The sequence below is a fragment of the Mesorhizobium carmichaelinearum genome, from assembly GCF_900199455.1.
GTDB lineage: Bacteria > Pseudomonadota > Alphaproteobacteria > Rhizobiales > Rhizobiaceae > Mesorhizobium > Mesorhizobium carmichaelinearum.
In genome coordinates this window covers 433434-458486 of record NZ_FZQR01000004.1, presented here as the reverse complement: position 1 = coordinate 458486, position 25053 = coordinate 433434, and the positions used below count along the sequence as shown (strand labels likewise).

Annotated in this window: 23 protein-coding genes; 14 read left to right on the top strand and 9 right to left on the bottom strand. The window is 61.9% G+C overall.

The genetic code is table 11. The features are described from left to right. The first annotated feature begins 48 nt into the window (after nt 1–48). Nucleotides 49–678 carry a MarC family protein gene (locus CKW40_RS12025; RefSeq protein ID WP_019858292.1) on the top strand — a complete coding sequence of 210 codons (630 nt, stop codon included), beginning with the start codon at nt 49–51 and terminating at the stop codon, nt 676–678. 73 nt (nt 679–751) lie between these two features. Here the strand turns inward: CKW40_RS12025 and CKW40_RS12020 are convergent, their stop codons facing one another. Together CKW40_RS12020 and CKW40_RS12015 are read right to left on the bottom strand one after the other, a co-directional pair. Further along, nucleotides 752–1177, bottom strand: a complete 426-nt coding sequence (locus CKW40_RS12020; protein ID WP_095200097.1) for an OsmC family protein — start codon at nt 1175–1177, stop codon at nt 752–754. A gap of 117 nt (nt 1178–1294) precedes the next feature. Further along, complete coding sequence (locus tag CKW40_RS12015; protein WP_095200096.1) at nt 1295–1816, bottom strand: single-stranded DNA-binding protein; 522 nt, start codon at nt 1814–1816, stop codon at nt 1295–1297. Between the two features lie 227 nt (nt 1817–2043). Between CKW40_RS12015 and CKW40_RS12010 the strand changes: the two genes are divergently transcribed. From CKW40_RS12010 to CKW40_RS11965, 9 genes are all read left to right on the top strand, one after another. Then, the gene (locus tag CKW40_RS12010; protein ID WP_010909628.1) at nt 2044–2358 is read left to right on the top strand and encodes an ArsR/SmtB family transcription factor; all 315 of its coding nucleotides are present in this window, start codon (nt 2044–2046) and stop codon (nt 2356–2358) included. Between the two features lie 14 nt (nt 2359–2372). Continuing rightward, nucleotides 2373–2849: an SRPBCC family protein gene (locus CKW40_RS12005; RefSeq protein WP_095200095.1), complete on the top strand. Its 477-nt coding sequence runs from the start codon at nt 2373–2375 to the stop codon at nt 2847–2849. A 22-nt stretch (nt 2850–2871) separates the two neighbouring features. Next, entirely contained in the window at nt 2872–3477 is a 606-nt protein-coding gene (locus tag CKW40_RS12000; protein WP_095200094.1) for an ATP-dependent Clp protease proteolytic subunit, read from the top strand. 90 nt (nt 3478–3567) lie between these two features. Next, a complete protein-coding gene (locus tag CKW40_RS11995; protein WP_095200093.1) occupies nt 3568–3861 on the top strand; it encodes a hypothetical protein in 294 nt (97 codons plus the stop codon). 703 nt (nt 3862–4564) lie between these two features. Next, entirely contained in the window at nt 4565–7486 is a 2922-nt protein-coding gene (gene uvrA, locus CKW40_RS11985) for an excinuclease ABC subunit UvrA (protein WP_095200091.1), read from the top strand. A gap of 37 nt (nt 7487–7523) precedes the next feature. Continuing rightward, nucleotides 7524–7976, top strand: a complete 453-nt coding sequence (locus CKW40_RS11980) for a GNAT family N-acetyltransferase (RefSeq protein ID WP_095200090.1) — start codon at nt 7524–7526, stop codon at nt 7974–7976. After that, a complete protein-coding gene (locus CKW40_RS11975; RefSeq protein ID WP_095200089.1) occupies nt 7977–8591 on the top strand; it encodes a hypothetical protein in 615 nt (204 codons plus the stop codon). A 171-nt stretch (nt 8592–8762) separates the two neighbouring features. Further along, entirely contained in the window at nt 8763–10151 is a 1389-nt protein-coding gene (locus CKW40_RS11970; RefSeq protein ID WP_095200088.1) for a hypothetical protein, read from the top strand. Between the two features lie 45 nt (nt 10152–10196). Continuing rightward, entirely contained in the window at nt 10197–11003 is an 807-nt protein-coding gene (locus CKW40_RS11965) for a DUF72 domain-containing protein (RefSeq protein WP_095200087.1), read from the top strand. A gap of 98 nt (nt 11004–11101) precedes the next feature. On the opposite strand, the gene CKW40_RS11960 is transcribed toward CKW40_RS11965, so the two are convergent. Continuing rightward, nucleotides 11102–13024, bottom strand: coding sequence for an autotransporter outer membrane beta-barrel domain-containing protein (locus CKW40_RS11960; RefSeq protein ID WP_095200086.1), 1923 nt, complete (start codon nt 13022–13024; stop codon nt 11102–11104). Nucleotides 13025–13140: 116 nt separating this feature from the next. Here CKW40_RS11960 and CKW40_RS11955 point away from each other — a divergent pair, with 116 nt between their 5' ends. Together CKW40_RS11955 and CKW40_RS11950 are read left to right on the top strand one after the other, a co-directional pair. After that, complete coding sequence (locus CKW40_RS11955; RefSeq protein WP_095200085.1) at nt 13141–14769, top strand: tetratricopeptide repeat-containing sulfotransferase family protein; 1629 nt, start codon at nt 13141–13143, stop codon at nt 14767–14769. Nucleotides 14770–14851: 82 nt separating this feature from the next. Then, a complete protein-coding gene (locus CKW40_RS11950; protein ID WP_095200308.1) occupies nt 14852–16000 on the top strand; it encodes a GGDEF domain-containing protein in 1149 nt (382 codons plus the stop codon). 49 nt (nt 16001–16049) lie between these two features. On the opposite strand, the gene CKW40_RS11945 is transcribed toward CKW40_RS11950, so the two are convergent. The 6 genes from CKW40_RS11945 to urtA form a co-directional block, all read right to left on the bottom strand. Then, nucleotides 16050–16226, bottom strand: coding sequence for a hypothetical protein (locus CKW40_RS11945; protein ID WP_019858306.1), 177 nt, complete (start codon nt 16224–16226; stop codon nt 16050–16052). 265 nt (nt 16227–16491) lie between these two features. Next, nucleotides 16492–17187 (bottom strand): urea ABC transporter ATP-binding subunit UrtE, encoded by a 696-nt coding sequence (gene urtE, locus CKW40_RS11940; protein WP_013895283.1) that lies wholly within the window; start codon nt 17185–17187, stop codon nt 16492–16494. A gap of 69 nt (nt 17188–17256) precedes the next feature. Then, nucleotides 17257–18003 (bottom strand): urea ABC transporter ATP-binding protein UrtD, encoded by a 747-nt coding sequence (gene urtD / locus CKW40_RS11935; protein WP_095200084.1) that lies wholly within the window; start codon nt 18001–18003, stop codon nt 17257–17259. A gap of 5 nt (nt 18004–18008) precedes the next feature. Further along, complete coding sequence (urtC, locus tag CKW40_RS11930; protein WP_095200083.1) at nt 18009–19244, bottom strand: urea ABC transporter permease subunit UrtC; 1236 nt, start codon at nt 19242–19244, stop codon at nt 18009–18011. Next, nucleotides 19241–20857, bottom strand: coding sequence for an urea ABC transporter permease subunit UrtB (gene urtB, locus CKW40_RS11925; protein ID WP_095200082.1), 1617 nt, complete (start codon nt 20855–20857; stop codon nt 19241–19243). Before urtB ends, urtC begins: the two co-directional genes overlap by 4 nt. 96 nt (nt 20858–20953) lie before the next feature. Further along, nucleotides 20954–22234: an urea ABC transporter substrate-binding protein gene (urtA, locus tag CKW40_RS11920; RefSeq protein WP_244571161.1), complete on the bottom strand. Its 1281-nt coding sequence runs from the start codon at nt 22232–22234 to the stop codon at nt 20954–20956. Nucleotides 22235–22577: 343 nt separating this feature from the next. Between urtA and CKW40_RS11915 the strand changes: the two genes are divergently transcribed. Together CKW40_RS11915 and CKW40_RS11910 are read left to right on the top strand one after the other, a co-directional pair. Next, nucleotides 22578–22985 carry a hypothetical protein gene (locus CKW40_RS11915; RefSeq protein WP_095200080.1) on the top strand — a complete coding sequence of 136 codons (408 nt, stop codon included), beginning with the start codon at nt 22578–22580 and terminating at the stop codon, nt 22983–22985. A 119-nt stretch (nt 22986–23104) separates the two neighbouring features. Beyond that, nucleotides 23105–25018 carry a PhoX family protein gene (locus CKW40_RS11910; protein ID WP_095200079.1) on the top strand — a complete coding sequence of 638 codons (1914 nt, stop codon included), beginning with the start codon at nt 23105–23107 and terminating at the stop codon, nt 25016–25018. The last annotated feature ends 35 nt before the right edge of the window (nt 25019–25053 follow it).

Sequence of the window (25053 nt, the reverse complement as noted above, 5' to 3'; positions counted from 1 at the left end):
TGCTCTACCAATACGGGGCGCGGGCCCAGCCCGGCGGGAGGGTCAGCGATGCCGAGTTTCGACAGCCTATTCAATGCCTTCGTCACCATTCTCGTGACCATCGATCCGCCCGGCCTGGCACCGCTGTTCCTCGCCGTGACCCGCGGCATGAACCGCGAGGAGCGCCAGCAGGTTTCCGTGCGTGCCTCGGTCATCGGCTTCCTGGTGATGGCATTGTTCGCGGTGGCCGGCGCCTCAATCCTGTCGGTGTTCGGCATCACCCTGCCGGCCTTCCGCGTTGCCGGCGGTTTTCTGCTGTTCTTCATCGCCTTCGAAATGGTCTTCGAACGGCGCCAGGACCGCAAGGAGAAGATCGGCGACGTTGCCATCACCAAGGACATGATCCACAACATCGCCGCCTTCCCGCTGGCGATTCCGCTGATTGCCGGGCCCGGTGCGATTTCGGCGACAGTGCTGCTTTCCGGCTCGTTTCAGGGCTTTGCGGCGCAGACCGCACTGGTCGGCATCATCTTCGTCTGCCTCGCCATCACCTATCTGGTGTTCGTGCTGTCGGAACGCATCGACCGCATCCTCGGCCAGACCGGCCGCTCGATCCTGACCCGCCTGCTCGGCGTCATCCTGGCGGCACTGGCGGTGCAATTTGTGGCCGACGGCATCAAGGCACTGATGGCCGGGTGAATGGCAACCCTACTGCCCTACTGCCCTACTGCCCTACTGCCCTACTGCCCTACTGCCCTACTGCCCTACTGCCCTACTTCGCCGCTGTATCGATCACTTCGAAATCGTGCGTGATCACGGCCGTCTTGGCCATCATTGCCGAGGCCGAGCAGTATTTTTCGATCGACAGGTCGATCGCCCGCTTGATCTTGTCGGACGAGAGCGCCCTGCCCTTGACGATGAAGTGCATATGGATGCGGGTGAACACCTTTGGCTCGGTCTCGGCCCGGTCGGCATCGAGTTCAACGACGCAGTCCTCGACCGCCTCGCGTCCCTTTTCGAGGATGTGGACGACATCATAGGCCGAGCAGCCGCCGGTGCCGATCAGCACCAGCTCCATCGGGCTCGGCCCCGGCGTCTTGCCATCAGGGCTGGAGGCTGTGCCGAGCACCAGCTTGTGGCCGCTGCCGGACTCGCCGACGAAGGTGCGCTCCTCGACCCATTTCACCCGTGCTTTCACCGCCCTGTCCTTTCAGTCCTTTGGTCCCAAATCAACAATGCAAAACCCCGAAAGTCCATGCAGGACCCTCGGGGCGTATCGATCACACGACGTCAGCCGCCTGGTATTTGCTTGCGATCAGAACGGGATTTCGTCGTCCAGCTCGCGCGACGAACCGCCGCCACCGCCCCCCCTGGGAGCGCTGCCGCCACGGTTGAAGCTTTCGGTTGGGCTGGACTGGCCGAAATCGGAACCGCGGCTGCTGCCGCCACCGGAATAACCACCGACCTGGCCGCCCTCACCCTGGCCGCGCGCGTCGAGCATCTGCAGCTCGCCGCGGAATTTCTGCAGCACGACTTCCGTCGTGTACTTGTCGGCACCGGTCTGGTCCTGCCATTTGCGCGTCTGCAGCTGGCCCTCGACATAGACCTTCATGCCCTTCTTCAGATACTGCTCGGCCACCTTGGCGATGCCCTCATTGAAGATGACGACATTGTGCCACTCGGTCTTTTCCTTGCGCTCGCCGGAATTCTTGTCGCGCCAGCTTTCCGACGTCGCAATGCGGATGTTGACGACCGGCTCGCCCGAGTTCAGGCGACGGATTTCAGGGTCCGCGCCGAGATTGCCGACCAGAATGACCTTGTTGACGCTACCCGCCATGATTTTTCTCCGCGCTCATCCGAAAACAAATTTTTGTCGCAGCACCTTACAGGCTGCTGACGCCAGCCGCCTGCTAAGGCTGGCTTTTCCCACAAGGTTTTTGTTCCCTTTTCGTTCCTATATGCACTGCCGCTGATTGTCAAGGAATGGCAGCAATGCCCGTGCCCATCATATGGGTTTCAAAACAGCGCTTGCCAAATCAATAAGTATCGACTTATGCTTTTGCCATGATCGAAGCAGAGATTTTCCGCGCCCTGGCCGACCCGACGCGCCGCGCGGTCTTCGAGCGTCTCGCCGCAGCTGAGATGAGCGTGTCGGAACTGCGCAGCGGCCTGACGGTGTCGCAACCGGCCGTCTCCCAGCATCTTGCGGTGCTGCGTGGCGCCGGCCTGGTGGTCGAACGACGGGCCGGCCGCAACGCCTATTACCGTGCCGACCCTCAGGGGCTTGCCCCCCTGCTCTCCTGGATCGAACGCTATCGGACCTTCTGGCCGGAGCGTATCGAAAGGCTGAAGACGGTTTTGAAGGACATGGATCAGTGAAGGAAGTCGGATCAATGAACGCCGAAAACCAAAGCGAAGCCGCCTCGGATGCGCTCGAGTTCGAATACGATCTCGCCGAACCGCCGGAAAAAGTGTGGCGGGCGCTGACCGTGCCGGAACTGCTCGCGGCCTGGATGATGCCCAACGACATCACGCCGGAAATCGGCAATCGTTTTGCCTTCGCCGGGCCGGACGCCGCGATCGAATGTAAAATCCTCGACGCCGAGCCTGAACGCCTGCTGCGCTATTCCTGGCGCGAGCAGCCCAGGGATGCCGCGCAGCAGGATCCGCTCGACAGCACCGTCACCTTCACACTCGCCCGCACCGTTTCCGGCGGCACGCATCTGCGCATTGTCCATGACGGTTTTGCTGGAAAAGCGATGCCCGCCGTCGCCATGGCGACCGGCGGCTGCCGGCTTTCGCTCGGATTGGGCGGATCTGCGAAGCCCATCGCCGCCAACACGCCGCACCTTCTGCTGCGCGCGGCATAAATACGGAAATCGGAAACGAAAAATGAGCGGTATTGCCAGTCTGGTGCCGATGGTGATCGAGCAATCGAGCCGCGGCGAACGCGCCTTCGACATTTTCTCGCGGCTGCTGCGCGAGCGCATCATCTTCATCAATGGCGAGATCAACGACGACGTCTCGGCGCTGGTCTGCGCGCAGCTCTTGTCGCTGGAGTCGGACAATCCCGACAAGGAGATTTCGCTCTACATCAACTCGCCCGGCGGCGTGGTGACCAGCGGCTTCGCCATCTACGACACGATGCAATATATCAGCTGCCCGGTGTCGACCGTGTGCATGGGTTTTGCCGCCTCGATGGGGTCGTTTCTGCTGATGGCCGGCACGGCGGGCCGCCGCATCGCGCTGCCAAACGCTACCGTCTTGCTGCATCAGCCGCTCGGCGGCTTCCAGGGCCAGGCTTCCGATATCCAGCGCCATGCCGAGCGCATCGGCAAGACCAAACGGCATATGGCCGAACTCTATGCGCAGCATTGCGGCCGCAGCTATGAGGAGGTTGAACGCACACTCGACCGCGACCATTTCATGACGGCGCGGGAGGCTCAGGCCTGGGGCATTGTCGACCACGTCTTCGACACGCGCAAGAAGGCGGCATGAAGCCTGGGCCAGATCGGCTTCCCTGCCCGTTGTCGAAGATTTGACGATACCGGTCTGGTTCCGGTGGCGAGACATCCCTATAATTCAGGGATGATCGACACTCATTCGCGCACGCATCGCGTCATCGCCGCCGCGGTACTCACTTTCGCCAGCCTTGTGAGCGGCATGGCATTTGCCGACGACAGTTCAGCACAGGCACAGAAAAGCGCCTTGCCCGGCGTGGATGGCGATTATCGCATCGCCAAGCCGGCTCCCCAGCCGGAACCCGACGACGCATTCCCCAGCAACGGGAACGGCACGTTCAAGATCGGCGATACGGATGTCAGGATTTCCGGCAGCATCACGGTCGATATGGCCACGGGCGGGTTTAAACCCCCGAGGTGAGCAGCCCTCCGCTGGGGCCAGTTCAGCCATTTCCCCCAAAAGAATAGCCCCGCCGTGCCCTAGGGCAAACGGACGGGGCTTTTCTGGATCTAAAATCCATATTTTGCCGGGAGTGTACTGCCGGCGTTTGATTTCGGATGCTTCGCGGCGTCAGCCGACGATCCGACTAGCAGTCTCTAATTTTGGGGGATACGGCAAGTCACGGTTTGTCGGGTGGCGCAAACGCTAAACCCTGGCACTTATGCCTGCCGCGGCTCCAACGAGGCGTGGAGCCCTTGGGGACTATCCGGTGGCGTCATGCTCCGCTCCTGTGTCCGTTGCGACATTGCCGTCGCGAAGCGCAAATCGCAAATGCCTGCGGCGTCTCGCAGGCCGCCTTTGGGCGGCGAGGCCATCGAAAGACGGCCGGCTTCGCTGACTTTTGGAGACTGCTCCCATGCGCCGACCGCGTCAACCATCAATAGCCGGTTACCGAAAAACGTGATCGCTGGGAGGTTACGTCCAAGTCAGGTTTTTACACAGCTTTGTCAGGAGCGTGTTCGGCCTTTGTTCTTTCTGCTTGCCCCTTCGCGCGAAAGGCGGTTAAACGACTTCTGTCGGGAATTGTGGCGTCTCTCGACGTGGCGGCAAAAACACCTACATAGGGGATGGTCGGGAAAACCCGCCAATCCCACGAATTCCAGACCTGAGGCGGCGACCGGCTATGGCCGACCATAAATATCTTTCCATTCGCGGGGCGCGCGAACACAATCTGAAGAACGTCGATCTCGATTTGCCGCGTGACAGCCTGATCGTCATGACCGGCCTGTCGGGTTCCGGCAAATCGTCGCTCGCCTTCGACACCATCTACGCCGAAGGCCAGCGTCGGTACGTCGAGAGCCTGTCGGCCTATGCCCGGCAATTCCTCGAAATGATGCAGAAGCCTGACGTCGACCAGATCGACGGCCTGTCGCCTGCCATCTCCATCGAGCAGAAGACCACCTCGAAGAACCCGCGCTCGACGGTCGGCACCGTCACCGAGATCTACGACTACATGCGCCTGCTGTTCGCGCGTGTCGGCGTGCCCTATTCGCCGGCCACCGGCCTGCCGATCGAGAGCCAGACGGTCAGCCAGATGGTCGACCGCGTGCTGGCGCTCGAGGAAGGCACGCGCCTGTTCCTGCTGGCGCCGATCGTGCGTGGCCGCAAGGGCGAGTACCGCAAGGAGCTGCTGGAGCTGCAGAAAAAAGGCTTCCAGCGCGTCAAGGTCGACGGCGTCTTCTATGAAATCGCAGACGTTCCGGCGCTCGATAAAAAATACAAGCACGACATCGACGTCGTCGTCGACCGCATCGTCGTGCGCGGCGATCTGGCCACGCGCCTCGCCGACTCCATCGAGACGGCGCTGAAGCTCGCCGAGGGGCTGGCGGTGGCCGAGTTCGCCGACAAGCCGCTCGATTCCAGCCAGACCGGCGAGGATTCGGTCAACAAGTCGAAGAACGAGACGCATGAGCGCATCCTGTTCTCCGAAAAATTCGCTTGTCCGGTCTCCGGCTTCACCATTCCCGAAATCGAGCCGCGGCTGTTCTCGTTCAACAACCCATTCGGCGCTTGCCCGACCTGCGACGGTCTCGGCAGCCAGCGCGCCATCGACCCCAACCTCGTCGTGCCCGACGAGAACGTGTCGCTGCGCGACGGCGCCGTCAGCCCGTGGGCGAAATCGACCTCGCCCTATTACGTGCAGACGCTCGAGGCGCTGGGCAAGGCTTACAATTTCAAGCTCGGCGACAAGTTCAAGGATTTGAGCACGGAAGCCCAGGACGCGATCCTGCGCGGCACCGGCGAGCGCGAAGTCACTTTCCAGTATGATGACGGGCTGCGCTCCTACAAGACGACCAAGACCTTCGAAGGCGTCATCCCCAATCTCGAACGGCGCTGGAAAGAGACCGAATCCGCCTGGATGCGCGAGGAGATCGAGCGCTTCATGTCGGCGACGCCCTGCCCGGTCTGCAAAGGCTACCGTCTCAAGCCGGAGGCGCTGGCGGTGAAGATCGGCGGCAAACACATCGGCGAAGTCACCGAACAGTCGATCCGCAACGCCGACAGATGGTTCACCGACCTGCCCGCCCAACTTAACGACAAGCAGAACGAGATCGCGGTCAGGGTGCTCAAGGAAATCCGCGAGCGCCTGCGCTTCCTCAACGATGTCGGTCTCGACTATCTGACGCTGTCGCGCAATTCCGGCACGCTGTCGGGCGGCGAAAGCCAGCGCATCCGGCTGGCGTCGCAGATCGGCTCGGGCCTCACCGGCGTGCTTTATGTGCTGGACGAGCCGTCGATCGGCCTGCATCAGCGCGACAATGCGCGGCTACTCGATACGCTCAAGCACCTGCGCGACATCGGCAACACCGTCATCGTCGTCGAGCATGACGAGGACGCCATCCTGCATGCCGACTATGTCGTCGATATGGGTCCGGCCGCCGGCATCCATGGCGGCGAAATCATCGCCCAGGGTACGCCGCAGCAGGTGATGGCCAATCCCAATTCGATCACCGGCAAATATCTATCGGGCGCGCTTGAAGTGGCGACACCCGGCGTGCGCCGTGAAGCGAAGAAGAACCGGCGCCTGAAGATCGTCGGCGCGCGCGGCAACAATCTGAAGAACGTCACCGCCGAAATCCCGCTCGGCACCTTCACCGCCGTCACCGGCGTGTCGGGCGGCGGCAAGTCGACCTTCCTGATCGAGACGCTGTTCAAGGCGGCGTCGCGCCGCATCATGGGGTCGCGCGAGCATCCGGCCGAGCATGACCGCATCGAGGGCCTGGAATTCCTCGACAAGGTCATCGACATCGACCAGTCGCCCATTGGACGGACCCCGCGCAGCAACCCCGCCACCTATACCGGCGCCTTCACGCCGATCCGCGACTGGTTCGCCGGCCTGCCGGAAGCCAAGGCGCGCGGCTATCAGCCGGGACGCTTCTCCTTCAACGTCAAGGGCGGCCGCTGCGAGGCCTGCCAGGGCGACGGTGTTATCAAGATCGAGATGCACTTCCTGCCCGATGTCTACGTCACCTGCGACGTCTGCCACGGCAAGCGCTACAACAGGGAGACGCTCGACGTGCAGTTCAAGGGCAAGTCGATCGCCGACGTGCTCGACATGACAGTCGAGGAAGGCGTCGATTTCTTCGCCGCCGTGCCCGGCGTGCGCGACAAGCTCGACACGCTGAAGCAGGTCGGCCTCGGCTACATCCATATCGGCCAACAGGCGACGACGCTGTCGGGGGGCGAGGCGCAGCGGATAAAACTCGCCAAGGAACTTTCGCGCAAGGCGACGGGCAAGACGCTCTACATCCTCGACGAGCCGACCACTGGCCTGCATTTCCACGACGTCGCCAAGCTCTTGGAAGTGCTGCACGAACTGGTCGACCAGGGCAATACGGTGGTGGTCATCGAGCACAATCTCGAAGTCATCAAGACCGCCGACTGGGTGCTCGATCTCGGCCCCGAAGGCGGTGACGGCGGCGGTGAACTGGTCGCCCAGGGCACGCCGGAAGCAATCGTGCGCGAAAAGCGCAGCTACACCGGTCAGTTCCTCAAGGAGCTGTTGGAGCGGCGCCCCGGAGGCAAGCGCGAAGCGGCGGAGTGAAGGTCGGACCCGCTTGGCGTCCGCCGGAGGGCTTTGAATGACCATTAGAAAAGCGGTGGTCGGTGACCTCCAGGCTGTCGTCTCGCTGACCACGGCTGCCTACGCTCCCTACAACGCCATACTCGACGCGCCGCCGATCCCGGTGACAGAAGACTATGCGCCGCGCATTGCGCGCGGCGAAGTCTGGCTGCTGGAGAGCGGCGGCGAACTTGCCGGAGCGCTCACACTGGAGCGGCATGAGGATCACGCCATGATCTTCTCCGTCGCGGTGTCACCGGCCTTCCAGGGCAAGGGGTTCGGCATCGCATTGCTGAAACACGCCGATGAGCAGACGCGCCAATGGGGCCTGCCGGAGATACGGCTCTACACCAATGCGAAAATGGAACGGAACATCGCGCTCTATCTCGCTTACGGCTATCGCGAAACGGGTCGCCGGCCCAATCCCTACCGGCCAGGATGGGTGCTCGTCGACATGGCGAAGGCGACGTGAATGCAGGCCGGAAGCTCCTGGGAAAACCAACTGACCCTGGATGGCGTGGTCCGCTCGTCGCATGCTTATGGCGCCGACTATTTGTCCGAATTCCAGCGCATCCTGCTGCAGCATGTGAAGCCTGGCACGCGCGCCTTTCTGGAATGGGGCATGGGCCACACGACGCTGGCGATCCTTGAGCTGAGGGACAGACTGGCCATCGACAACCTCTTTTCGATCGACGACAGCCAGCCTTTCCTCGATCAACTACTGCCGCAGCTGCCGCAGTGGAGCGGTTTCCATCCGACCTGCCTGGACCTCCAGGGGCCCAAGTTTGGCGACCGCGATCCAGAACTCAATTATTCGACCTGGCCGCTGAGCCTGAAGCGCAAATTCGATTTCATCTTCATCGACGGCCGCCGCCGCATGGAATGCGCGTTCATGGCGACGCTGCTTTGTCATGCCGAGACGATCGTGATGCTGCACGACTATCGCCGCGCACGCTATCAGCCGATCAAGGCTCTCTACGATATCGTTGAGGACGGAAATCAGTTTCGCGTCATGCGGCTACGGAAGGACCTTTACCCCTCTGGAACGCCGACAATCTTTCCCCCGGATGGGTCACCGCCTACTTGACCGAAACTGCCGGTGGCGGATCAATTTTACCAACGCAAGCCCCTCGCGACAAAACACATCGGAGGAAAAGTCCATGAGCAAATCAGGAACAATCCGCCTTGGCATTGGCCGCTGGACCTTCGGTCTTTTGATCGCGCCCGCAGAGGGAACATCGTGACCGCACGGGTTCTCATGATCGCGCTCGACGGAGCGGATGGAGCCTTGCTCGACAAGGCGAGTCGGGACGGTATGCTGCCCAGCCTCGCCGCGTTGCGGGCACGTGGCAGGGTCAAATATCTCACCGCACATGCGGGCGCGACGGATGACGCGCTGTGGGCCTCGTTCCAATACGCCGCCAGCATGGGTGAACACGGCCGCTATCACTATGAGCAACGGCTGCGCAGCGGCAAATTCGGCATGGTCTGCACCGATGAAATCGACCGCGAGACCTTCTGGGAAACGTCGCCGGATCTCAGGATAGGTGTCTTCGACATTCCAAAATGCCGCCTCCCGCGACAGTTCAATGGCATCCACCTCGCCGACTGGCTTGTCCATGGGCGCTATTTCCACGAGCCCAGAAGCTATCCGGCGACGCTTGCCGGTGACGTGGTCACGCGCTTCGGCGCAGCGCCGCCGAGCAGATGTGACCATGAAGGCCGATTGAACGACACCGAGGCTACAGCGGTTGTGGCCAATCTGCGCCTTGCGGTCGCCAGGAAACATGCCGCCGCCCTGCACTATCTCAGCAGCGAGGCCTGGGATCTGTTCATCGTCGGGTTCAAGGAGGCGCACTGCGCCAGCCATGCGCTTTGGGATCTCGTCGACGGGGCGGACCAGAAATTCGACCCGGCCCGCAACAGTCGGCTCGGCGCCCCGATCGATATGATTCTTGGCGACATTGATCGCGCGATCGGCGATCTCGTCTCCTCAGCCGGCCCAAACACTGAGATCGTGGTCTTCTCGACGACGGAAATGCAGCCGAACGCTACGCTTGCTCACCTGATGCCGGAAATTGTCGACCGTATGAACCGCATCCTTGGTGAGTCGCATTGGACGCGGTTCGTACGCCATGTCGTGAAAGCCAGGGACCGGCGCTGGTGGCCGCTTTGCGAAATGCTGCCTTACAACGAGAACTGCGCGGCTCTTCGAATCAATCCATCCGTAGTCTTCAAGGACGGTGGCGTTGAGGTCGAGCGATCAAGACTGCTCGATCAGGTTGAATCCCTCCTGATGGAACTGAGGGAAGACCAGACCAGCCAGCCGGTGATCACGATGATCGACAGGGCGGCTCGACAGCACGCTGGCGCGCGCGCGGCCGAATTGCCAGATCTCTTGGTGCACTATCGCGCTGGCCTGTGCCCAGGCGTGGTGTGCTCATCCAGACTTGGACGCATTGAAGCCAAGCCGCCGGGATTAAGACCTGGCAATCACGCCCCGGGCGGTTTCCTCATTGTCGTCGGGGACAAGCTCGATGCCTCGAAGGTCACCGGCATGCAGAACCTGGGGCCGATGGCAATGCGTGTGCTGAATGGTTCTAGTGGCTTGCCAACGGATGAGAGCGGGTTTGCCCGGTTTTCTTGATCCTCATGATATGACCGCACACATCAAGCGACAGGGAGAAAGACAGTGAGCAAATCGGGAACAATCCGCTCCGGCATGGGCGGCTGGACCTTCGAGCCCTGGGACACGTCCTTCTATCCGGACAAGCTGTCCAAGGCCAAGCAGTTGCAATATGCCAGCCGGCAGGTGCCGAGCATCGAGGTCAACGGCACCTATTATTCCAGCTTCAAGGAGCCGACCTTCGTCAAATGGGCAAGCGAAGCGCCGGACGGTTTTGTCTATGCGCTCAAGGGCAACCGCTTCGTCACCAACCGGCGTGTGCTGGGCGAGGCCGGTGAATCGATGATGCGCTTCCTCGGTTCCGGCGTTGCCGCGCTCGGCGACAAGCTCGGCCCGATCCTGTGGCAGTTCGCGCCGACGAAAAAGTTCGATCCGGACGATTTCGAAGCCTTTTTGAAATTGTTGCCGGAAAAGCAGGATGGGGTCGCATTGCGCCACGCGCTCGAAGTGCGCAACGACAGTTTCATCGTGCCGGAATTCGCGGCACTTGCCCGCAAATACAAGGCGGCGATCGTCTATGCCGACCACGCGAAATATCCCGATATCGCCGACGTCACCGGTGACTTCGTCTACGCACGGCTGCAGACCGGCTCGGACGACAATCCCGACTGCTACACGCCGAAGGGGCTCGATGAATGGGCCGCGCGGGTAAAGACCTGGGCGGAAGGCAAGCAGCCGGCCGATTTGCGGCGCGCCGATCCCGCCACCGACGCGCCGGTGCAGCCGCGCGACGTGTTCGTCTACTTCATCACCGAGGGCAAGGTGCGCGCACCGTTCGGGGCGATGGCGCTGATGAAACGGGTGACAGCCTAACAATTCCGCCAAACGCGGGCGATTGCACGAGAACCAATACTTGGAGCGGTCCGGAGGGATCCGAACCGCTCCATCAGCGTTGACCTGGCGCTTCGCGTCTAAAGCTTGAGATCGAGCCCGATGCTGATGGTATTCTGGTTGCGGCCGCTGCCGAATTGCCCGCCATAAGACGAGGTCAAGGCCAGGTTTTGCGTAAGGTTCGCCGAAAGCCCGGCCTCGACGCGGCCAAAGGCGCCTTTCTGCGAGTCGATGTCACTGAGGAAGGTTGTCGGTGAACTGGTGTAGGACGTGGACACGGAATCGTTTCCAAGGAAGCTGTCGCCAATGCCCGCGCTGACGAAGGCGCGCAGCTTGCCGCCATTGCTCATAGTCCAGTCCCGGGCCGCCGAAACCCCGACGAAGCCCTCGAGATGGTCGACTGAATAGGACGGAACATCAAGGTTGCCGTTGCCGGCGCCCGTTTCGGTATAGCCGTCGACATGCGTGCGCAGATAGGAAAGGTTGGCGAAGGGCGTGATGGTCGCTACCGGCATGTCGAATGGCTGCGCCACGCCGATCCGCGCGCCGAAGCTGCTGCCGTCGATGTCGGCGTCAGCCGTACCCGCGCCCGCAGTGCGCGAATAAGTCCAGGATTCGCTCGACAGCGAGATGCGCGCGTCGAGAATGGTGCCGGTTGGCGCCTGCCAGCGGACATAGGGCGAGACCGTATACTGCTTGTTGTCGATATCGGAATAGACCCCGCCGATGTCGCCGCTGCCGCGCGCGTAGCCACCGGCGATGCCGACCAGCAGCCCCGATGCGAAATTGTGCTCGATGCCGATGCCGGTGAGGTAACCGTTGAAATCGAGACCGCCCGCCGAGTAGTCGCGTGAGCCGGTGGTATAGCCGCCGAAGATATAGCTGCGCGTGCCGTCGACATCGGTGACAGCGACCTTGCCGCCCTTCTCGCCAATCTCGTTGGCGAGAGCGGCAGCGCCGTCCTGCTTTGCGCCGGGTGCGGTTTCGGCCGCGTATTGCAAGGCCCCGGTCGCCAATCCCGGCGCGTAGTAGCCGTTCGTCCAGATCACGGCGTCGCGGTTGAGGATGCCATCAAACGCATCATGCATGCTTTGCGACAGGCCGGTCACCGCGCCGGCCGCAGGCAGGCTGCCGTCAACCTGCACATTCCAGTTCACCAGCGTCTGAAGCTGCTCAACCGTCAGACCATCGAACACCGGGCTGTTGACGAAGAGCTGCGCCTGCTGGATCGCCAGCGCGACGTCTTGCGCGTAGACGGATCCACCGCCGTCCGGCTGGCGCGCATTGTCGCCAAACAGGATATCGACATTCATGACCGACACCGTTTGGCCAGGAGCAACCGTCAACGGATAGACGATGTAGGGGTTGTCGTCGCCATTGACGAAATGAACGGTGGTCTGGCTGAACGCGTAGTTGTTGTTGCCGTAGAGATGGGCAATGACCGGATCGGTCGATTCGCTTCCAGGAGCACCTTGGCCCGTTACCACATAGCCTGGCCCGGAGGCGTGTATGTAAGTGTTGCTATCGGAGCCAAGGTTGCCTCCGAACGCGACATTGGCGCTAATGGCGCTGCCCGTATTGTTGGTGAAACTGTCAAACCAGCGGATGGAATTGGCCGGCAATCCCGGCACTGCTTCGTAGGACTGGGTCTGACGTGCAGCGGTCAGACCGTTGAACGGCGTTGCGTAAGGGCTGTTATAGACGTTCCCGCTGGTCGTGGTGGTGCCGTAGATGGCTCCCCAGCCGTCATAAGCATCGTTGACGACACCATTGGTCGCAGAGGCTTCCGAGACGCCACCCGCGACAGACGAGGAGCCGTTCGCCGAGTCGAAGCCGGGGCCGATGTAGGACGTATTGTTCTTATTGTTGCAATAATCGTTCTGGCCGGGTCCCTGACAGATAAAGAACTGAATTACGCTTTGATCGGCGTGGGCGCTCGTCGCCGGAAGCGTAAGCGCCATGGCCGAAACCGAGGCAAACAAGCCCGCTGTCAGAAATTTCATGCTATCCCCGCTACCTTGCGAACCCGCATCGCAAAAAGCCCCATGACTTTGCGTAAGCCTCTTTGTATGCGGTAACAATCAATGTTTCCTGAAAACATTAGAGATCGGTAATCGAGTTGCAGAATAGCAACAGTTTCTCACTGGAACGCCTCATTGCGGAGGCCCGCAGGCTGCATCTTGCCGGCGATGTCAGGCGTGCCCGCGCCACCGCCGAAGCCGTTCTGCGGCAGGCCCCGCGCAATCTGCAGGCACTGGAAGTTATCGCCTTGCTCGAGATGGAACATGGCGACCTGGGCGAAGCGATTCGGCTTTTGAAACGGATCGCAAAAGAACTGCCCGCCAGCGCCGAGGCGCAATACAATCTGGCGCTGGCTTATCGCTACTCCGGACGGCTTGAACTGGCTGCCACCGGCTTCAACCTGGCGCTCAAGCTGAAGCCCGAACTAGGCCGCGCCCGCGCTGAACTGGCTGACACATACGCTAATCTCGGACGGTTCGAAGACCTCGCCCAGGTCTGCCGCGCGATGATCGAGGCTGGTCCCTACAATCCGCGCCCCTACAGTCATCTCGCTTTCAATATGCCCGCAGCCCTCTCCGAGCAGGATTTGGCGCTGATGACGAAAGCAGCCAGGGATCCGAAACTTCAGCAAGGAACAAAGGCAAGTTTTCTGTTTTCGCTGGCTGAGATCCTTCGTCGGAAGGGCATGCATGATGAGGCATTTGCTGCCCTCAAGGCGGCCAATGATCTCGTCCGGGCGACGCTTGGCAACGAAGCCGCGCCGACACGGGCGATCGCTCCGGCCGGCGAGAAACCGCGGCTGACGCCCCCTGAGGTTGCGGCAACGGCGCACACCCAGGTCTGCGACTATGTCAGGGACACCTTCACGCCGGAGTTCCTGTCAAAGTTCGGCGGCCACGGCGAGCGCAGCCGCATTCCGGTTTTCATCGTCGGCATGCCGCGCTCGGGCTCGACGCTGGTCGAGCAAATTCTGGCCAGCCACCCCAGTGTCTTCGGCGCCGGCGAAATCCCGGACCTGTCGATCCTGACCAACATGCGCTGGCCTTATGGCGGACCTAGCAGCGACGGCGGGAAGCGCCCGAAAGAACCACCTGCTCCCCTCTCCACCTATTTCCGCGATATCGGCCGCGAATACATCGCCAGATTGCGCAAAATCGATGCTCAGGCGTCGATGGTCGTCAACAAGATGCTCGGCAACTACGTCCATATCGGCATGATCGAGCTCTGCCTGCCTGATGCCGTCGTCATCGACATCAGGCGCGACGCGGTCGACACCTGCCTGGCCTGCTATCAGCGCCAGTTCCGCACCGGGCATGAATTCACCTACGACCTCGCCGCCATGGGCGCGCAGTACCGACGCTATGTCGCGATCATGGACCATTGGGACCGCGTCTTGCCCGGAAGGGTGCTTCGCCTCTCCTACGAGGAACTGGTTCGCGATCCCGAGCCGCAGATACGCCGGCTCCTGGATCACTGCGGCTTGCCTTGGAGCGACGAAGTTCTGCGGTTCCACGAGAACGCTCGCCCGGTCAGAACCGCCAGCCTGTCGCAGGTGAGACGTCCAATCAGCACGGCTTCGGTGGCCAAGTGGAAGCCCTATGCCCGGCATCTCGGACCCTTGCTCGAAAGCTTGGGCGACCTGGCAGAGGCAAACCCGATGTCGTTGCCGCGGATCGACGAGGCCGTGAAACGCAGCGAAACCCTCGCATCTTCGCCGCGATCGTAACCTTATCGACACTTCCTTGCTGCATGAATGCGGCGACGCCAAGCCGCAGAGCTGGAGCCGCCGCCGGCAGGGAAAGAGGGGCATGTCGCTCGACTACACTTCACTTCTGCTGGCTGTTGGTTTCTCCGCCGCTTGTCTGAGCCTGACATTGTTCGGCATGTGGCTGACCGCCCGCACGGAAAAATTCCTGCTGACATGGGCGATCAGCCTGGTGTTCGTGGTCGGCGATATCTTCGTCTATGACGCCTATATCGACATGCCCGGGCGCCTGCTCGGCATCGCCACCCTTGCCCTGTTGCTGCTCGGTTTCTCGACCATGCTGGGTGCTGCCTACCAGTTCAGAACCGGCGGCTCGCCGTTGCCGCGGGCGCTGTGGGGTTGCGCCTCGCTGGCGGTGGCGCTGCCTGCAATGGCGCTGGGCTATGACGGCCTCGGCTTCATGTTCGAGAACCTGTTCGCCGCCTTGCTGCTGTTCGCGACGGCATTCGAATACTGGAGGGGCCGCGATGAGGCCCCTGCCCTGACGATCGGTATCACCACACTCTACTCGGCCACCGCCGTTTCCTTCATGCTGTGCGCGGCGGTGCTGGCATGGGACGGCAAGCTGGTTCTCGGCCATGCGCCGAGCAATTGGGCGGAGGAACTGAGCCTCATCGTGGTTATTGCCAGCATGACGGGTATTGGTGCCCTGTCGCTTGCCCTCAACCAGGGGCGTCTGGCCCGGCACCACCGCCGCAATGCCTTGACCGATCCTCTGACCGGCCTGCTCAACCGGCGCGCTCTGTTCGACATGCATGGCCACGTCCCGGTCGGCGCCTTTACCGCGGTGGTTGTCTTCGACCTCGACAATTTCAAAGCCATCAACGACGAATTCGGCCACGCGGCCGGCGACGAGGTGCTGAAGGTGTTTGCCGGGGAACTCGCCGGCAATCTTCGTCAGACCGACGTCGCCGCACGCATGGGCGGCGAGGAATTCGCACTGGTGTTGAAGCGCACGCTGCCGGAGACGGTCGAGGACGCGGCAGAGCGCATCCGCACCGCCTTCGCGACGCGCTTGATAGAAACCGAGACGGGATCGCTGAGGTGCACGGTCAGTGCCGGTTTTGCGTTTGGCAGCAAGGAAGGCCTCAGCTTCGACAAGGTGCTCAGCGCCGCCGACAAGGCGCTCTACGACGCCAAGCGCGGCGGTCGCAACCGCGTCACCGCCTCTCCGTTCCGGCGCGCGAGCTAATCGCGTATCAATGTCGGGCCGGTGATTTGCTGGATAGGCGAAAGCTGCTCTATGCCGCCATGACGATCTCATTGAACGTATCGAGGTCGACGTAGAAGACCTTGGTGATCTCCTCGATCAGGTCGTCGTATTCGCAGCCCTGTGATCGCAAAATGTTGATGGCGGCGATGATGTCGACCCGTTCGGTAAGCCGCCGCTTCTGATAGTCCTCGACGAAACGTTCCATGGCTGTCCCTTAGCCTGTGTGCCCAAACGCGTTTGAACGACAGATCGCAGGAGGGAAGCTAGGAAGCCTTGCTTGCGTGGAACTTGCCCGGCCTTCGCCGCGCCCTCGATCTGCGATAACCAGACTGATACGGAAGCGGCCGACTCACAAAGCCAACAAAAGACTAGCATGCAGCCTCTGGCGCGCCAGAGATGCAGATCGATGGATGGAAGAAATATTGGACTTGCCAGGACTTTGGATCGTCAGCCGAAATGCAGCACCGATTCTAGACGGTAAGAAACTTCCGTACATCAGCCCGGTCTAAATCTTCCGCCGGGCCGGTATGGACGATCTGGCCCCGGTCCATGATGTTGACCTCGTCGGCAAGCTCGCGGCAGAAGTCGAGATATTGTTCGACCAGCAGCACCGCAATGCCGGCCTGGTCGCGCAGATAACGGATGGCACGGCCGATATCCTTGATGATCGATGGCTGGATGCCTTCCGTCGGCTCGTCGAGCACCAACAGCTTCGGCCGCATCACCAGCGCCCGGCCGATGGCCAGTTGCTGCTGCTGACCGCCAGAAAGGTCGCCGCCACGGCGGCCGAGCATCTGCTTCAGCACTGGAAACAATTCGAAAACATGCGCCGGCACATTGCGGTCGGCACGCTTCAACGGCGCAAAGCCGGATTCCAGGTTTTCGCGCACCGTGAGCAGGGGAAAGATCTCCCTGCCCTGCGGCACGAATGCGATGCCCGACCGGGCGCGGTCATACGCCGCGCTCCGGTCGAGCGCCTTCCCCTCGAAGGCAACGCTTCCGCTCGTCAGCCGGTGATGGCCGACGATCGATCTCATCAAACTGGTCTTGCCGACGCCGTTGCGGCCGAGCACGCAGGTGATCTTGCCGGCCCCCGCCTTCAGCGAAACGCCGCGCAGCGCCTGGGCGGCGCCGTAATGGAGCGTGGCGTTGGAAACTTCGAGCATGTCAGCGCCTTCTCCAGAACCGGAGAAAGGCCAGATCGAAGCGATGGAATTGAACCCGCCAGACCATGCTCATCTCCCCAGATAGACTTCGACGACACGCTCGTCGGCCGAGACGAAATCGAGCGTGCCTTCCGACAGCACCGAGCCCTCGTGCAGGCAGGTGACCTTGACGCCGAGTTCGCGCACGAAATGCATGTCGTGCTCGACGACGATGACCGAATGGTCGCGCGCAATGTCCTTGAGCAGCCGCGCGGTCTCCTCGGTCTCAGCATCGGTCATGCCGGCCACGGGCTCGTCGACCAGCAGCAGTTTCGGGTCCTGCGCGAGCAGCATGCCGATCTCGAGCCACTGTTTCTGGCCGTGGCTGAGATTGGCGGCCAGCTCATGGCGCTTATCGCCCAGCCGGATGATGCCGAGAATGTCGTCGATCTGCCGCGCCTCGGCCGCCGAGCGGCGATGAAACAGCGCCGGGAAGATCGAACGCGGCCCCTTCAGCGCCAGCATCAGGTTTTCCTCGATCGTGTGGCTTTCGAAGACTGTCGGCTTCTGGAATTTTCGGCCGATGCCCATCATGGCGATCTCGGCCTCGTCATGCCTGGTCAGATCGACCTGGCCGTCGAAGAACACTTCGCCCTCGTCAGGCCGCGTCTTGCCGGTGACGATGTCCATCATCGTCGTCTTGCCGGCGCCGTTGGGCCCGATGATGGCGCGCATCTCGCCCTTGTCGAGCACCAGCGACAGATTGTTGATGGCGCGAAAGCCGTCAAAGGAGACCGAGACGCCGTCGAGATAGAGGATGGTGTTCGATTTGCTCATGGTCCCTACTCCGCCGCCTGCGGTTCAGGTTCGGACCAGGACCATTCGCCTGGATTTCTCGCCGGCGAGCGAGCGGGCTTCGAGGTCGCGGACGCCACTGCAACCTTGGCGCCGGCCTCTTCGGCAACGGAGGCCGCGCGCAACGCCTTCGCATTGCCGCGCCAGCTGTCCCACATGCCGATGATGCCTTTCGGCAAGAGCAGCGTGACGGCGACGAACAGGCCGCCCAGCGCAAACAGCCAGAGTTCCGGCAGCACGCCGGTGAACCAGGATTTGCCGGCGTTGACGAGCAGCGCGCCGATGATCGGCCCGACGATGGTGCCGCGCCCGCCCACGGCCGCCCAGATCACCACTTCGATCGAATTGGACGGCTCGAACTCGCCGGGATTGATGATGCCGACCTGCGGCACGTAGAGCGCGCCGGCAATGCCGGCCATGACGGCCGATACGGTGAAGGCGAACAGCTTTACGTTCTCGGCCCGCCAGCCGAGGAAGCGCGTGCGACTTTCGGCGTCGCGCACGGCCATCAAGAGCTTGCCGTATTTGGAGCCGACGATCGCCCAGGTGGTGAACACGGCGAACGCCAGCATCACCGCGCTCGCCGCGAACAGGGCCGAACGGGTTGCGTCGGCCTGCACGTTGAAGCCCAGAATATCCTTGAAATCGGTCAGGCCGTTGTTGCCGCCGAAACCCATGTCGTTGCGGAAGAAGGCGAGCAGCAGCGCATAGGTCATCGCCTGGGTGATGATGGAGAGATAGACGCCAGTGACGCGGCTGCGGAAGGCGAACCAGCCGAAGACGAAAGCGAGCAGGCCGGGCACGGCGAGCACCATGATCGCGGCGAACCAGAAATGGTCGAAGCCGTACCAGAACCAGGGCAATTCCTTGTAGTTCAGGAACACCATGAAATCAGGCAGGATCGGGTTGCCGTAGACGCCACGCGAGCCGATCTGGCGCATCAGGTACATGCCCATCGCATAGCCGCCAAGCGCGAAGAAGGCGCCGTGGCCGAGCGAGAGGATGCCGCAATAACCCCAGACTAGGTCCAGCGAAAGCGCCAGCAGCGCATAGCAGAGATACTTGCCGGTCAGCGCGACGATATAGGCCGGGACGTAGAAAGCGCTGGTCGGAGATACCGCCAGATTGAGCAGCGGCACGATGATGGCCACCGCCAGCAGGATGAAGATGGTGATGGCGATGCGGCGGTCCGCGCCGGCGGCGAAGAAGCGTCCCGTGATCATGCTTCCACCGCCCTGCCCTTGAGCGCGAACAGGCCGCGCGGGCGCTTCTGGATGAACAGGATGATCAGCACCAGCACGACGATCTTGCCGAGCACAGCGCCGGCGTAAGGCTCGAGGAACTTGTTGACGATGCCGAGCGAGAAAGCGCCGACCAGCGTGCCCCACAGATTGCCGACGCCGCCGAAGACGACGACCATGAAGCTGTCGATGATGTAGCCACGGCCGAGATTGGGCGAGACATTGTCGATCTGGCTGAGCGCGACACCGGCAATGCCGGCAATGCCGGAGCCGAGCGCGAAGGTCAGCGCATCGACCCACGGCGTCCTGATGCCCATGGAGGCCGCCATGCGGCGGTTGGCGGTAACGGCGCGCATCTGCAGGCCCCAGGGCGTGCGCTTCATCACATAGAGCAGCACGCCGAAGACGGTGAGCGCGAAGACCAGAATCCACAGACGGTTCCAGGTGATAGCCAATTGGCCGATGTCGAACGAACCCGACATCCAGGAGGGATTGCCGACCTCCTGGTTGGTCGGCCCGAAGATCGAACGCACAGCTTGCTGCAGGATCAGCGAGACGCCCCAGGTCGCCAGCAGCGTCTCCAGCGGCCGCCCGTAGAGGAAGCGGATGACGCCGCGCTCGATGATCAGGCCAACCAGAGCTGAGACCGCAAAGGCGAGCGGCAGCGCGATCACCAGCGACCAGTCGAACAGGCCGGGAAAGGACGTGCGGATCACCTGCTGGACGACGAAGGTGGTATAGGCGCCGAGCATCACCATCTCGCCATGCGCCATGTTGATCACACCCATGACGCCGAAGGTGATGGCGAGCCCGATCGCGGCGAGCAGCAGCACTGAGCCCAGCGAAATGCCGTACCAGATGTTCTGGCCGGCATCCCAGAAAGCCAGCGTCGAATTGATGCTGGCGATCGCGGCCGTCGCCGCTTCCTTGACCGCGCCCGAGGCATTGGCCTCGACCGAAGTGAGCAGCGAAACCGCGCCACGGTCGCCGCGCGCGCCGATCAGCGCGATGGCCGCCAGCTTGTCTGCATCGGGCCGGTCGGAGACAAGAACCGAGGCGGCGCGGGCCTGTTCGAGCAGGGCCTTGACGCTGGCCACGCTCTCGTTGGCGATCGCTGTATCGAGCGGCTCGATGTTGGCGGCATCGGGCGTCTTGAACATAGTGTCGGCGGCGGCGATGCGGACAGTCGGATCCTTGGACCCAAGCGTCAACGTGCCCAATGCATCACGGATGGCGCGACGCAGCGTGTTGTTGACAGTGATTTTGGTTATGTCGTCTTCGGAGGCCTCGCCCGCTGCCTCGCCGCTCAGCGGGTCAAAAAGCTGGACGTTTTCGTCGCCTTCCTTGCCGACAAACACCATCGAGTCGGCCGTGCGGATGTAAAGATTGCCGTCCGCCAATGCAGCAAGCGGCCGTTCGACAGCGGGATCCCCTGTGGCTGTCAACTCTTGAACGACAGCTCCCGTCTCGGAAAAGTCGGTTACCGTAGCGAATTTGGCGATGATGCCACGCAGATCCGCCTCCGCCGCGCCCGACGACGACAGCGTCGCCAGCAGGAACAGCAGCATCAGGCCAATCGTGCGGAGCAGACTCATCGGCTTTAGGCGGCCCTTGAAGGTTGAATTTGGCGTCCGGACAGCGGAGGAAACCGTCCGGACGCGCGCGGTCTGACTAAGTCAGCCCTGGGAGGATCAGTTCGTGCCCTTGCCGCCACATTTGCCGGTTTTGACGTTGAAGTTGCCGCAGCTAAGCGGGGCGCGCCAATCGGAGATCAGGTCCTTGGAGTCCGGCAGGTAGTCAGACCATTCATCGCCCATTACCAAGCCCGGTGTCTTCGAAACCGTTTCGAACTGGCCATTGGCCTGGATCTCACCGATCAGAACCGGCTTGGTGATGTGGTGGTTCGGCATCATCGTCGAATAGCCGCCGGTCAGGTTCGGCACCGAAACGCCGATCATGGCATCGATGACCTTGTCCGGATCGGTGGTGCCGGCCTTCTGGACCGCCTTCACCCACATGTTGAACCCGATATAGTGTGCTTCCATCGGATCGTTTGTGGTGCGCTTGTTGTTCTTGATGAACTTGTGCCAGTCGGCGATGAACTTCTTGTTCTCAGGCGTGTTGACGCTCTCGAAATAGTTCCAGGCGGCGAGATGGCCGACCAGCGGCTTGGTGTCTAGACCGGCCAGTTCTTCCTCGCCGACCGAGAAGGCCATGACCGGGATGTCCTCTGCCTTGATGCCCTGGTTGCCGAGTTCCTTGTAGAACGGCACGTTGGCGTCGCCGTTGACGGTCGAGACGACGGCGGTCTTCTTGCCGGCAGAGCCGAACTTCTTGATCGCCGAGACTTCGGTCTGCCAGTCGGAGAAACCGAACGGCGTGTAGTTGGTCATGATGTCCTCAGCCGCGACGCCCTTCGACTTCAGATAGGCTTCGAGGATCTTGTTGGTGGTGCGCGGATAGACGTAGTCGGTGCCTTCCAGCACCCAACGCTTCACCGAGCCGCCGTCCTTGCTCATCAGATAGTCGACGGCCGGAATGGCCTGCTGGTTGGGGGCGGCACCGGTGTAGAACACGTTGCGCTCGCTTTCCTCGCCCTCATACTGGACGGGATAGAACAGGATGTTGTCGAGCTCGGAGAACACCGGCAGCACCGATTTGCGCGACACCGAGGTCCAGCAGCCGAACACAGCCGCGACCTTGTCCTTCGAGATCAGCTCGCGCGCCTTTTCGGCGAACAGCGGCCAGTTGGAAGCCGGATCGACGACGACGGCCTCGAGCTTCTTGCCGAGCAGGCCGCCCTTGGCGTTCTGCTCGTCGATGAGCATCAGCATGGCGTCCTTCAGCGTCGTCTCCGAAATCGCCATGGTCCCCGACAGCGAATGGAGAATGCCGACCTTGATCGTGTCGTCGGCCGCCTTGGCGGGAGCCGACATCAACAGACCGGCGGCGACCACGCTTGCCGAAAACATTTTTGTTATTGTCGAGAAATTACCCCTCATACGGAAGACTCCCAAGCTGGTTGATTGCACCGCAACAATACAATGCAACCCCCATGCCAACCGCTGCAGGGATATTGAAAAGCGATAAATAGCCAAGCGTTATCAGTCGGTTATTATATTAGATTGAACAAACCAAAGAGAGCCGGTTAAAAATTGGTTGAGAGAAATTTGCGCAGCGCACAAGGTATCTGCCTAATTTTCGCCCAATTTCACCAGATGCCTAGATTTTGAACTACGAGCCCATGCCGCGGACGACAAATGTTGCGGCACAGCGCAAAAATAGGGCAAGCTCGCTGCTCAACCGAGCGACGTCATGGCATCCCTGATTTCACGCATTTTTGTCGGCATAGTGCTTCTCGCGGCGGCGACCGGCGCCGCCCGGGCCGACTTCAGCGACGGCAAGATGCCCGACGGCACCTATCACTGCGAAGTCTACCTGCTCGGCATGTTCCTCAACCTCGGAGACATCACGATCAAGGGGAACGTCTATACAGGGCCTGTAACCTTCGGAACCGCCCCGCAGGCTTACAACTATCAGATGAATGCAAATGGCGAGATCTCGTGGCTGGGACCGCTCGGCGGCTACACCGCGGGCGGCAACTCGCTGTCGATGACCCAGGCGACGCTGGATGGCCAGAACCCGCCCTCCTTCGACATCATCATGAAGCAGCCCGACGGCGCCTTCACCGCCTCGACCTGCACCCGGGGCAGCAGCCAATAGGCGAATCCTGGCTATAGCCACCTGAACGCCTGCGAACTTGCCTCCCATGTCATCTGGATGTTGCCGAAACTGGATAGGCAGCGGTGCGCCGTCACCCATCCACATCGAGAGGCAGACACATGGCCAGCTCCCCGTCTTCATCCTCCCCTGTCATTCGCGAAATCATCGCCGAGCGCGTCTCGCGCCGGGCCCTCCTGAAAGGCAGCTTTGCTTCCGGTGCGTTGATCGCCGGCGGCAGCTTTGTCGGCTCGTTGTTTGCCGGCGAAACACATGCGGCTGCGGCACTTTCCACCCTCGGTTTTCCCGAACTGAAGCGCGTCTACGACAAGACCCACGCCGCCGCCGAGGGCTATGAGACAACGATCGTTGCTCGCTGGGGCGATCCGCTTGTCGCCGGCCTGGCGGATTTCGACGGCAACACGATCGCGGCCGCCGAGCAGGAGAAGCGCTTCGGCTACAACTGCGATTACATCGCCTTCCTGCCGCTGCCCAAGGGTTCGGTGAACTCCGACCATGGCCTGCTTTGCGTCAACAACGAATACATCTCGCCCAATGTGATGTTCCCGGGCATGACCGAGGACGACGCCGGCAAGACGATGAACAAGGAACAGGTCGATCTCGGCCTGGCGGCGATGGGCCATTCGATCGTCGAAATCATGTTCAAGGACGGCAAGTGGCAAACCGTCGAGGACAGCCCGCTCAACCGCCGCATCACGGCCAACACCGAAATGACCGTTTCCGGACCGGTGGCCGGCCATGCGCTGCTCAAGACATCCGCTGACGCGACCGGCACGAAGGTGCTCGGCACCAGCTACAATTGCAGCGGCGGTTTTACCCCCTGGGGCACGGTGCTGACCTGCGAAGAAGGCGTTTCCGACCTGTTCGGCGGCGACCCGAAAAAGGCGTCGACCGCGGACATTCTCGGCCGCTACGGCTTTGATGGCTCCGACATCTATGGCCGTGGCCGTTTCCATGACCGCTTCAACATCGACAAGGAGCCGAACGAGCCGAACCGCTTCGACTGGGTGGTCGAGATCGACCCTTACGATCCCCAGTCAAAGCCTGTGAAGCGCACGGCCCTTGGCCGTATGTCGCATGAGGCGTCGACGGTTGTCCTCAACAAGGACGGCCGCATCGTCGTCTACATGGGCGACGACGACTATTTCGAATACATGTACCGCTACGTCTCCAACAAGGCTTACGACAAGGCGAACCCGGCTTCCAGCAACGGTCTTCTGGACGATGACGTGCTCTCGGTTGCCCGTTACGACGCCGATGGCTCGATGACCTGGCTGCCGCTGGTCCACGGCCAGGGCAAGCTCACCGCCGAGAACGGTTTTGCCGACCAGGCCGAGGTGCTGTTGAAGACCCGCCTTGCCGCCGACGCGCTCGGCGCGACCCCGATGGACCGGCCGGAGGATATCGAGACCAATCCGGTCACCGGCCGCGTCTACGCCGTCATGACCAAGAACAAGAAGCGCGACGAATCCAAGGTCAATCCGGCCAACACGCGGCCCGAAAACCTCTGGGGTCACATTGTCGAACTGATCCCGCCTGGCGGTCGCGGGCCCGAGGCCGACCACACCGCCGACAAATATGCCTGGGACCTGTTCGTGCTCTGCGGCAATCCCAAGGACGCCAAGGTCGGCGCCACCTTCCATCCCGACACGTCGGACAATGGCTGGTTCGTCTGCCCCGACAACATCACCTTCGACCCGGCCGGACGGCTCTGGGTGGCGACCGACGGCGCCAATGATTTCGCCCTGCCGGACGGCGTCTATGGCGTCGACACGGAAGGCGCGGCGCGCGGCTTGCCAAAGCTGCTGTTCACCTGCCCGCATGGCGCGGAAGCGACCGGCCCCTGCTTCACCCCGGATGGCACGACGCTGTTCCTTTCGGTCCAGCATCCCTCCGAGGATGCCGAAACGCTCGATAAGGCCCAGTCGCTGTGGCCCGATTTCAAGGATGGCCAGCCGCCGCGGCCATCGGTGGTCGCGATCCGCCGCAAGGACGGCCAGCCGGTCGGGGCATAACGTCCAGCAAATGAAAAAAAGGCGCGGAACCCGGT

Bases quoted from the DNA above. Each gene is read 5' to 3' on its own strand.
- CKW40_RS11910 (WP_095200079.1), top strand. From the start codon at position 23,105: ATGGCCAGCTCCCCGTCTTCATCCTCCCCTGTCATTCGCGAAATCATC.
- CKW40_RS11975 (WP_095200089.1), top strand. From the start codon at position 7,977: ATGCAGGCCGGAAGCTCCTGGGAAAACCAACTGACCCTGGATGGCGTG.
- urtD (WP_095200084.1), bottom strand. From the start codon at position 18,003: ATGAGCAAATCGAACACCATCCTCTATCTCGACGGCGTCTCGGTCTCC.
- CKW40_RS11980 (WP_095200090.1), top strand. From the start codon at position 7,524: ATGACCATTAGAAAAGCGGTGGTCGGTGACCTCCAGGCTGTCGTCTCG.
- CKW40_RS12015 (WP_095200096.1), bottom strand. From the start codon at position 1,816: ATGGCGGGTAGCGTCAACAAGGTCATTCTGGTCGGCAATCTCGGCGCG.
- CKW40_RS11945 (WP_019858306.1), bottom strand. From the start codon at position 16,226: ATGGAACGTTTCGTCGAGGACTATCAGAAGCGGCGGCTTACCGAACGG.
- CKW40_RS11995 (WP_095200093.1), top strand. From the start codon at position 3,568: ATGATCGACACTCATTCGCGCACGCATCGCGTCATCGCCGCCGCGGTA.
- CKW40_RS11915 (WP_095200080.1), top strand. From the start codon at position 22,578: ATGGCATCCCTGATTTCACGCATTTTTGTCGGCATAGTGCTTCTCGCG.
- urtC (WP_095200083.1), bottom strand. From the start codon at position 19,244: ATGATCACGGGACGCTTCTTCGCCGCCGGCGCGGACCGCCGCATCGCC.
- urtA (WP_244571161.1), bottom strand. From the start codon at position 22,234: ATGTTTTCGGCAAGCGTGGTCGCCGCCGGTCTGTTGATGTCGGCTCCC.
- uvrA (WP_095200091.1), top strand. From the start codon at position 4,565: ATGGCCGACCATAAATATCTTTCCATTCGCGGGGCGCGCGAACACAAT.
- CKW40_RS11950 (WP_095200308.1), top strand. From the start codon at position 14,852: ATGTCGCTCGACTACACTTCACTTCTGCTGGCTGTTGGTTTCTCCGCC.
- CKW40_RS12010 (WP_010909628.1), top strand. From the start codon at position 2,044: ATGATCGAAGCAGAGATTTTCCGCGCCCTGGCCGACCCGACGCGCCGC.
- CKW40_RS12005 (WP_095200095.1), top strand. From the start codon at position 2,373: ATGAACGCCGAAAACCAAAGCGAAGCCGCCTCGGATGCGCTCGAGTTC.
- CKW40_RS11970 (WP_095200088.1), top strand. From the start codon at position 8,763: ATGATCGCGCTCGACGGAGCGGATGGAGCCTTGCTCGACAAGGCGAGT.
- CKW40_RS12025 (WP_019858292.1), top strand. From the start codon at position 49: ATGCCGAGTTTCGACAGCCTATTCAATGCCTTCGTCACCATTCTCGTG.
- CKW40_RS12000 (WP_095200094.1), top strand. From the start codon at position 2,872: ATGAGCGGTATTGCCAGTCTGGTGCCGATGGTGATCGAGCAATCGAGC.
- urtE (WP_013895283.1), bottom strand. From the start codon at position 17,187: ATGCTCGAAGTTTCCAACGCCACGCTCCATTACGGCGCCGCCCAGGCG.
- CKW40_RS11960 (WP_095200086.1), bottom strand. From the start codon at position 13,024: ATGAAATTTCTGACAGCGGGCTTGTTTGCCTCGGTTTCGGCCATGGCG.
- urtB (WP_095200082.1), bottom strand. From the start codon at position 20,857: ATGAGTCTGCTCCGCACGATTGGCCTGATGCTGCTGTTCCTGCTGGCG.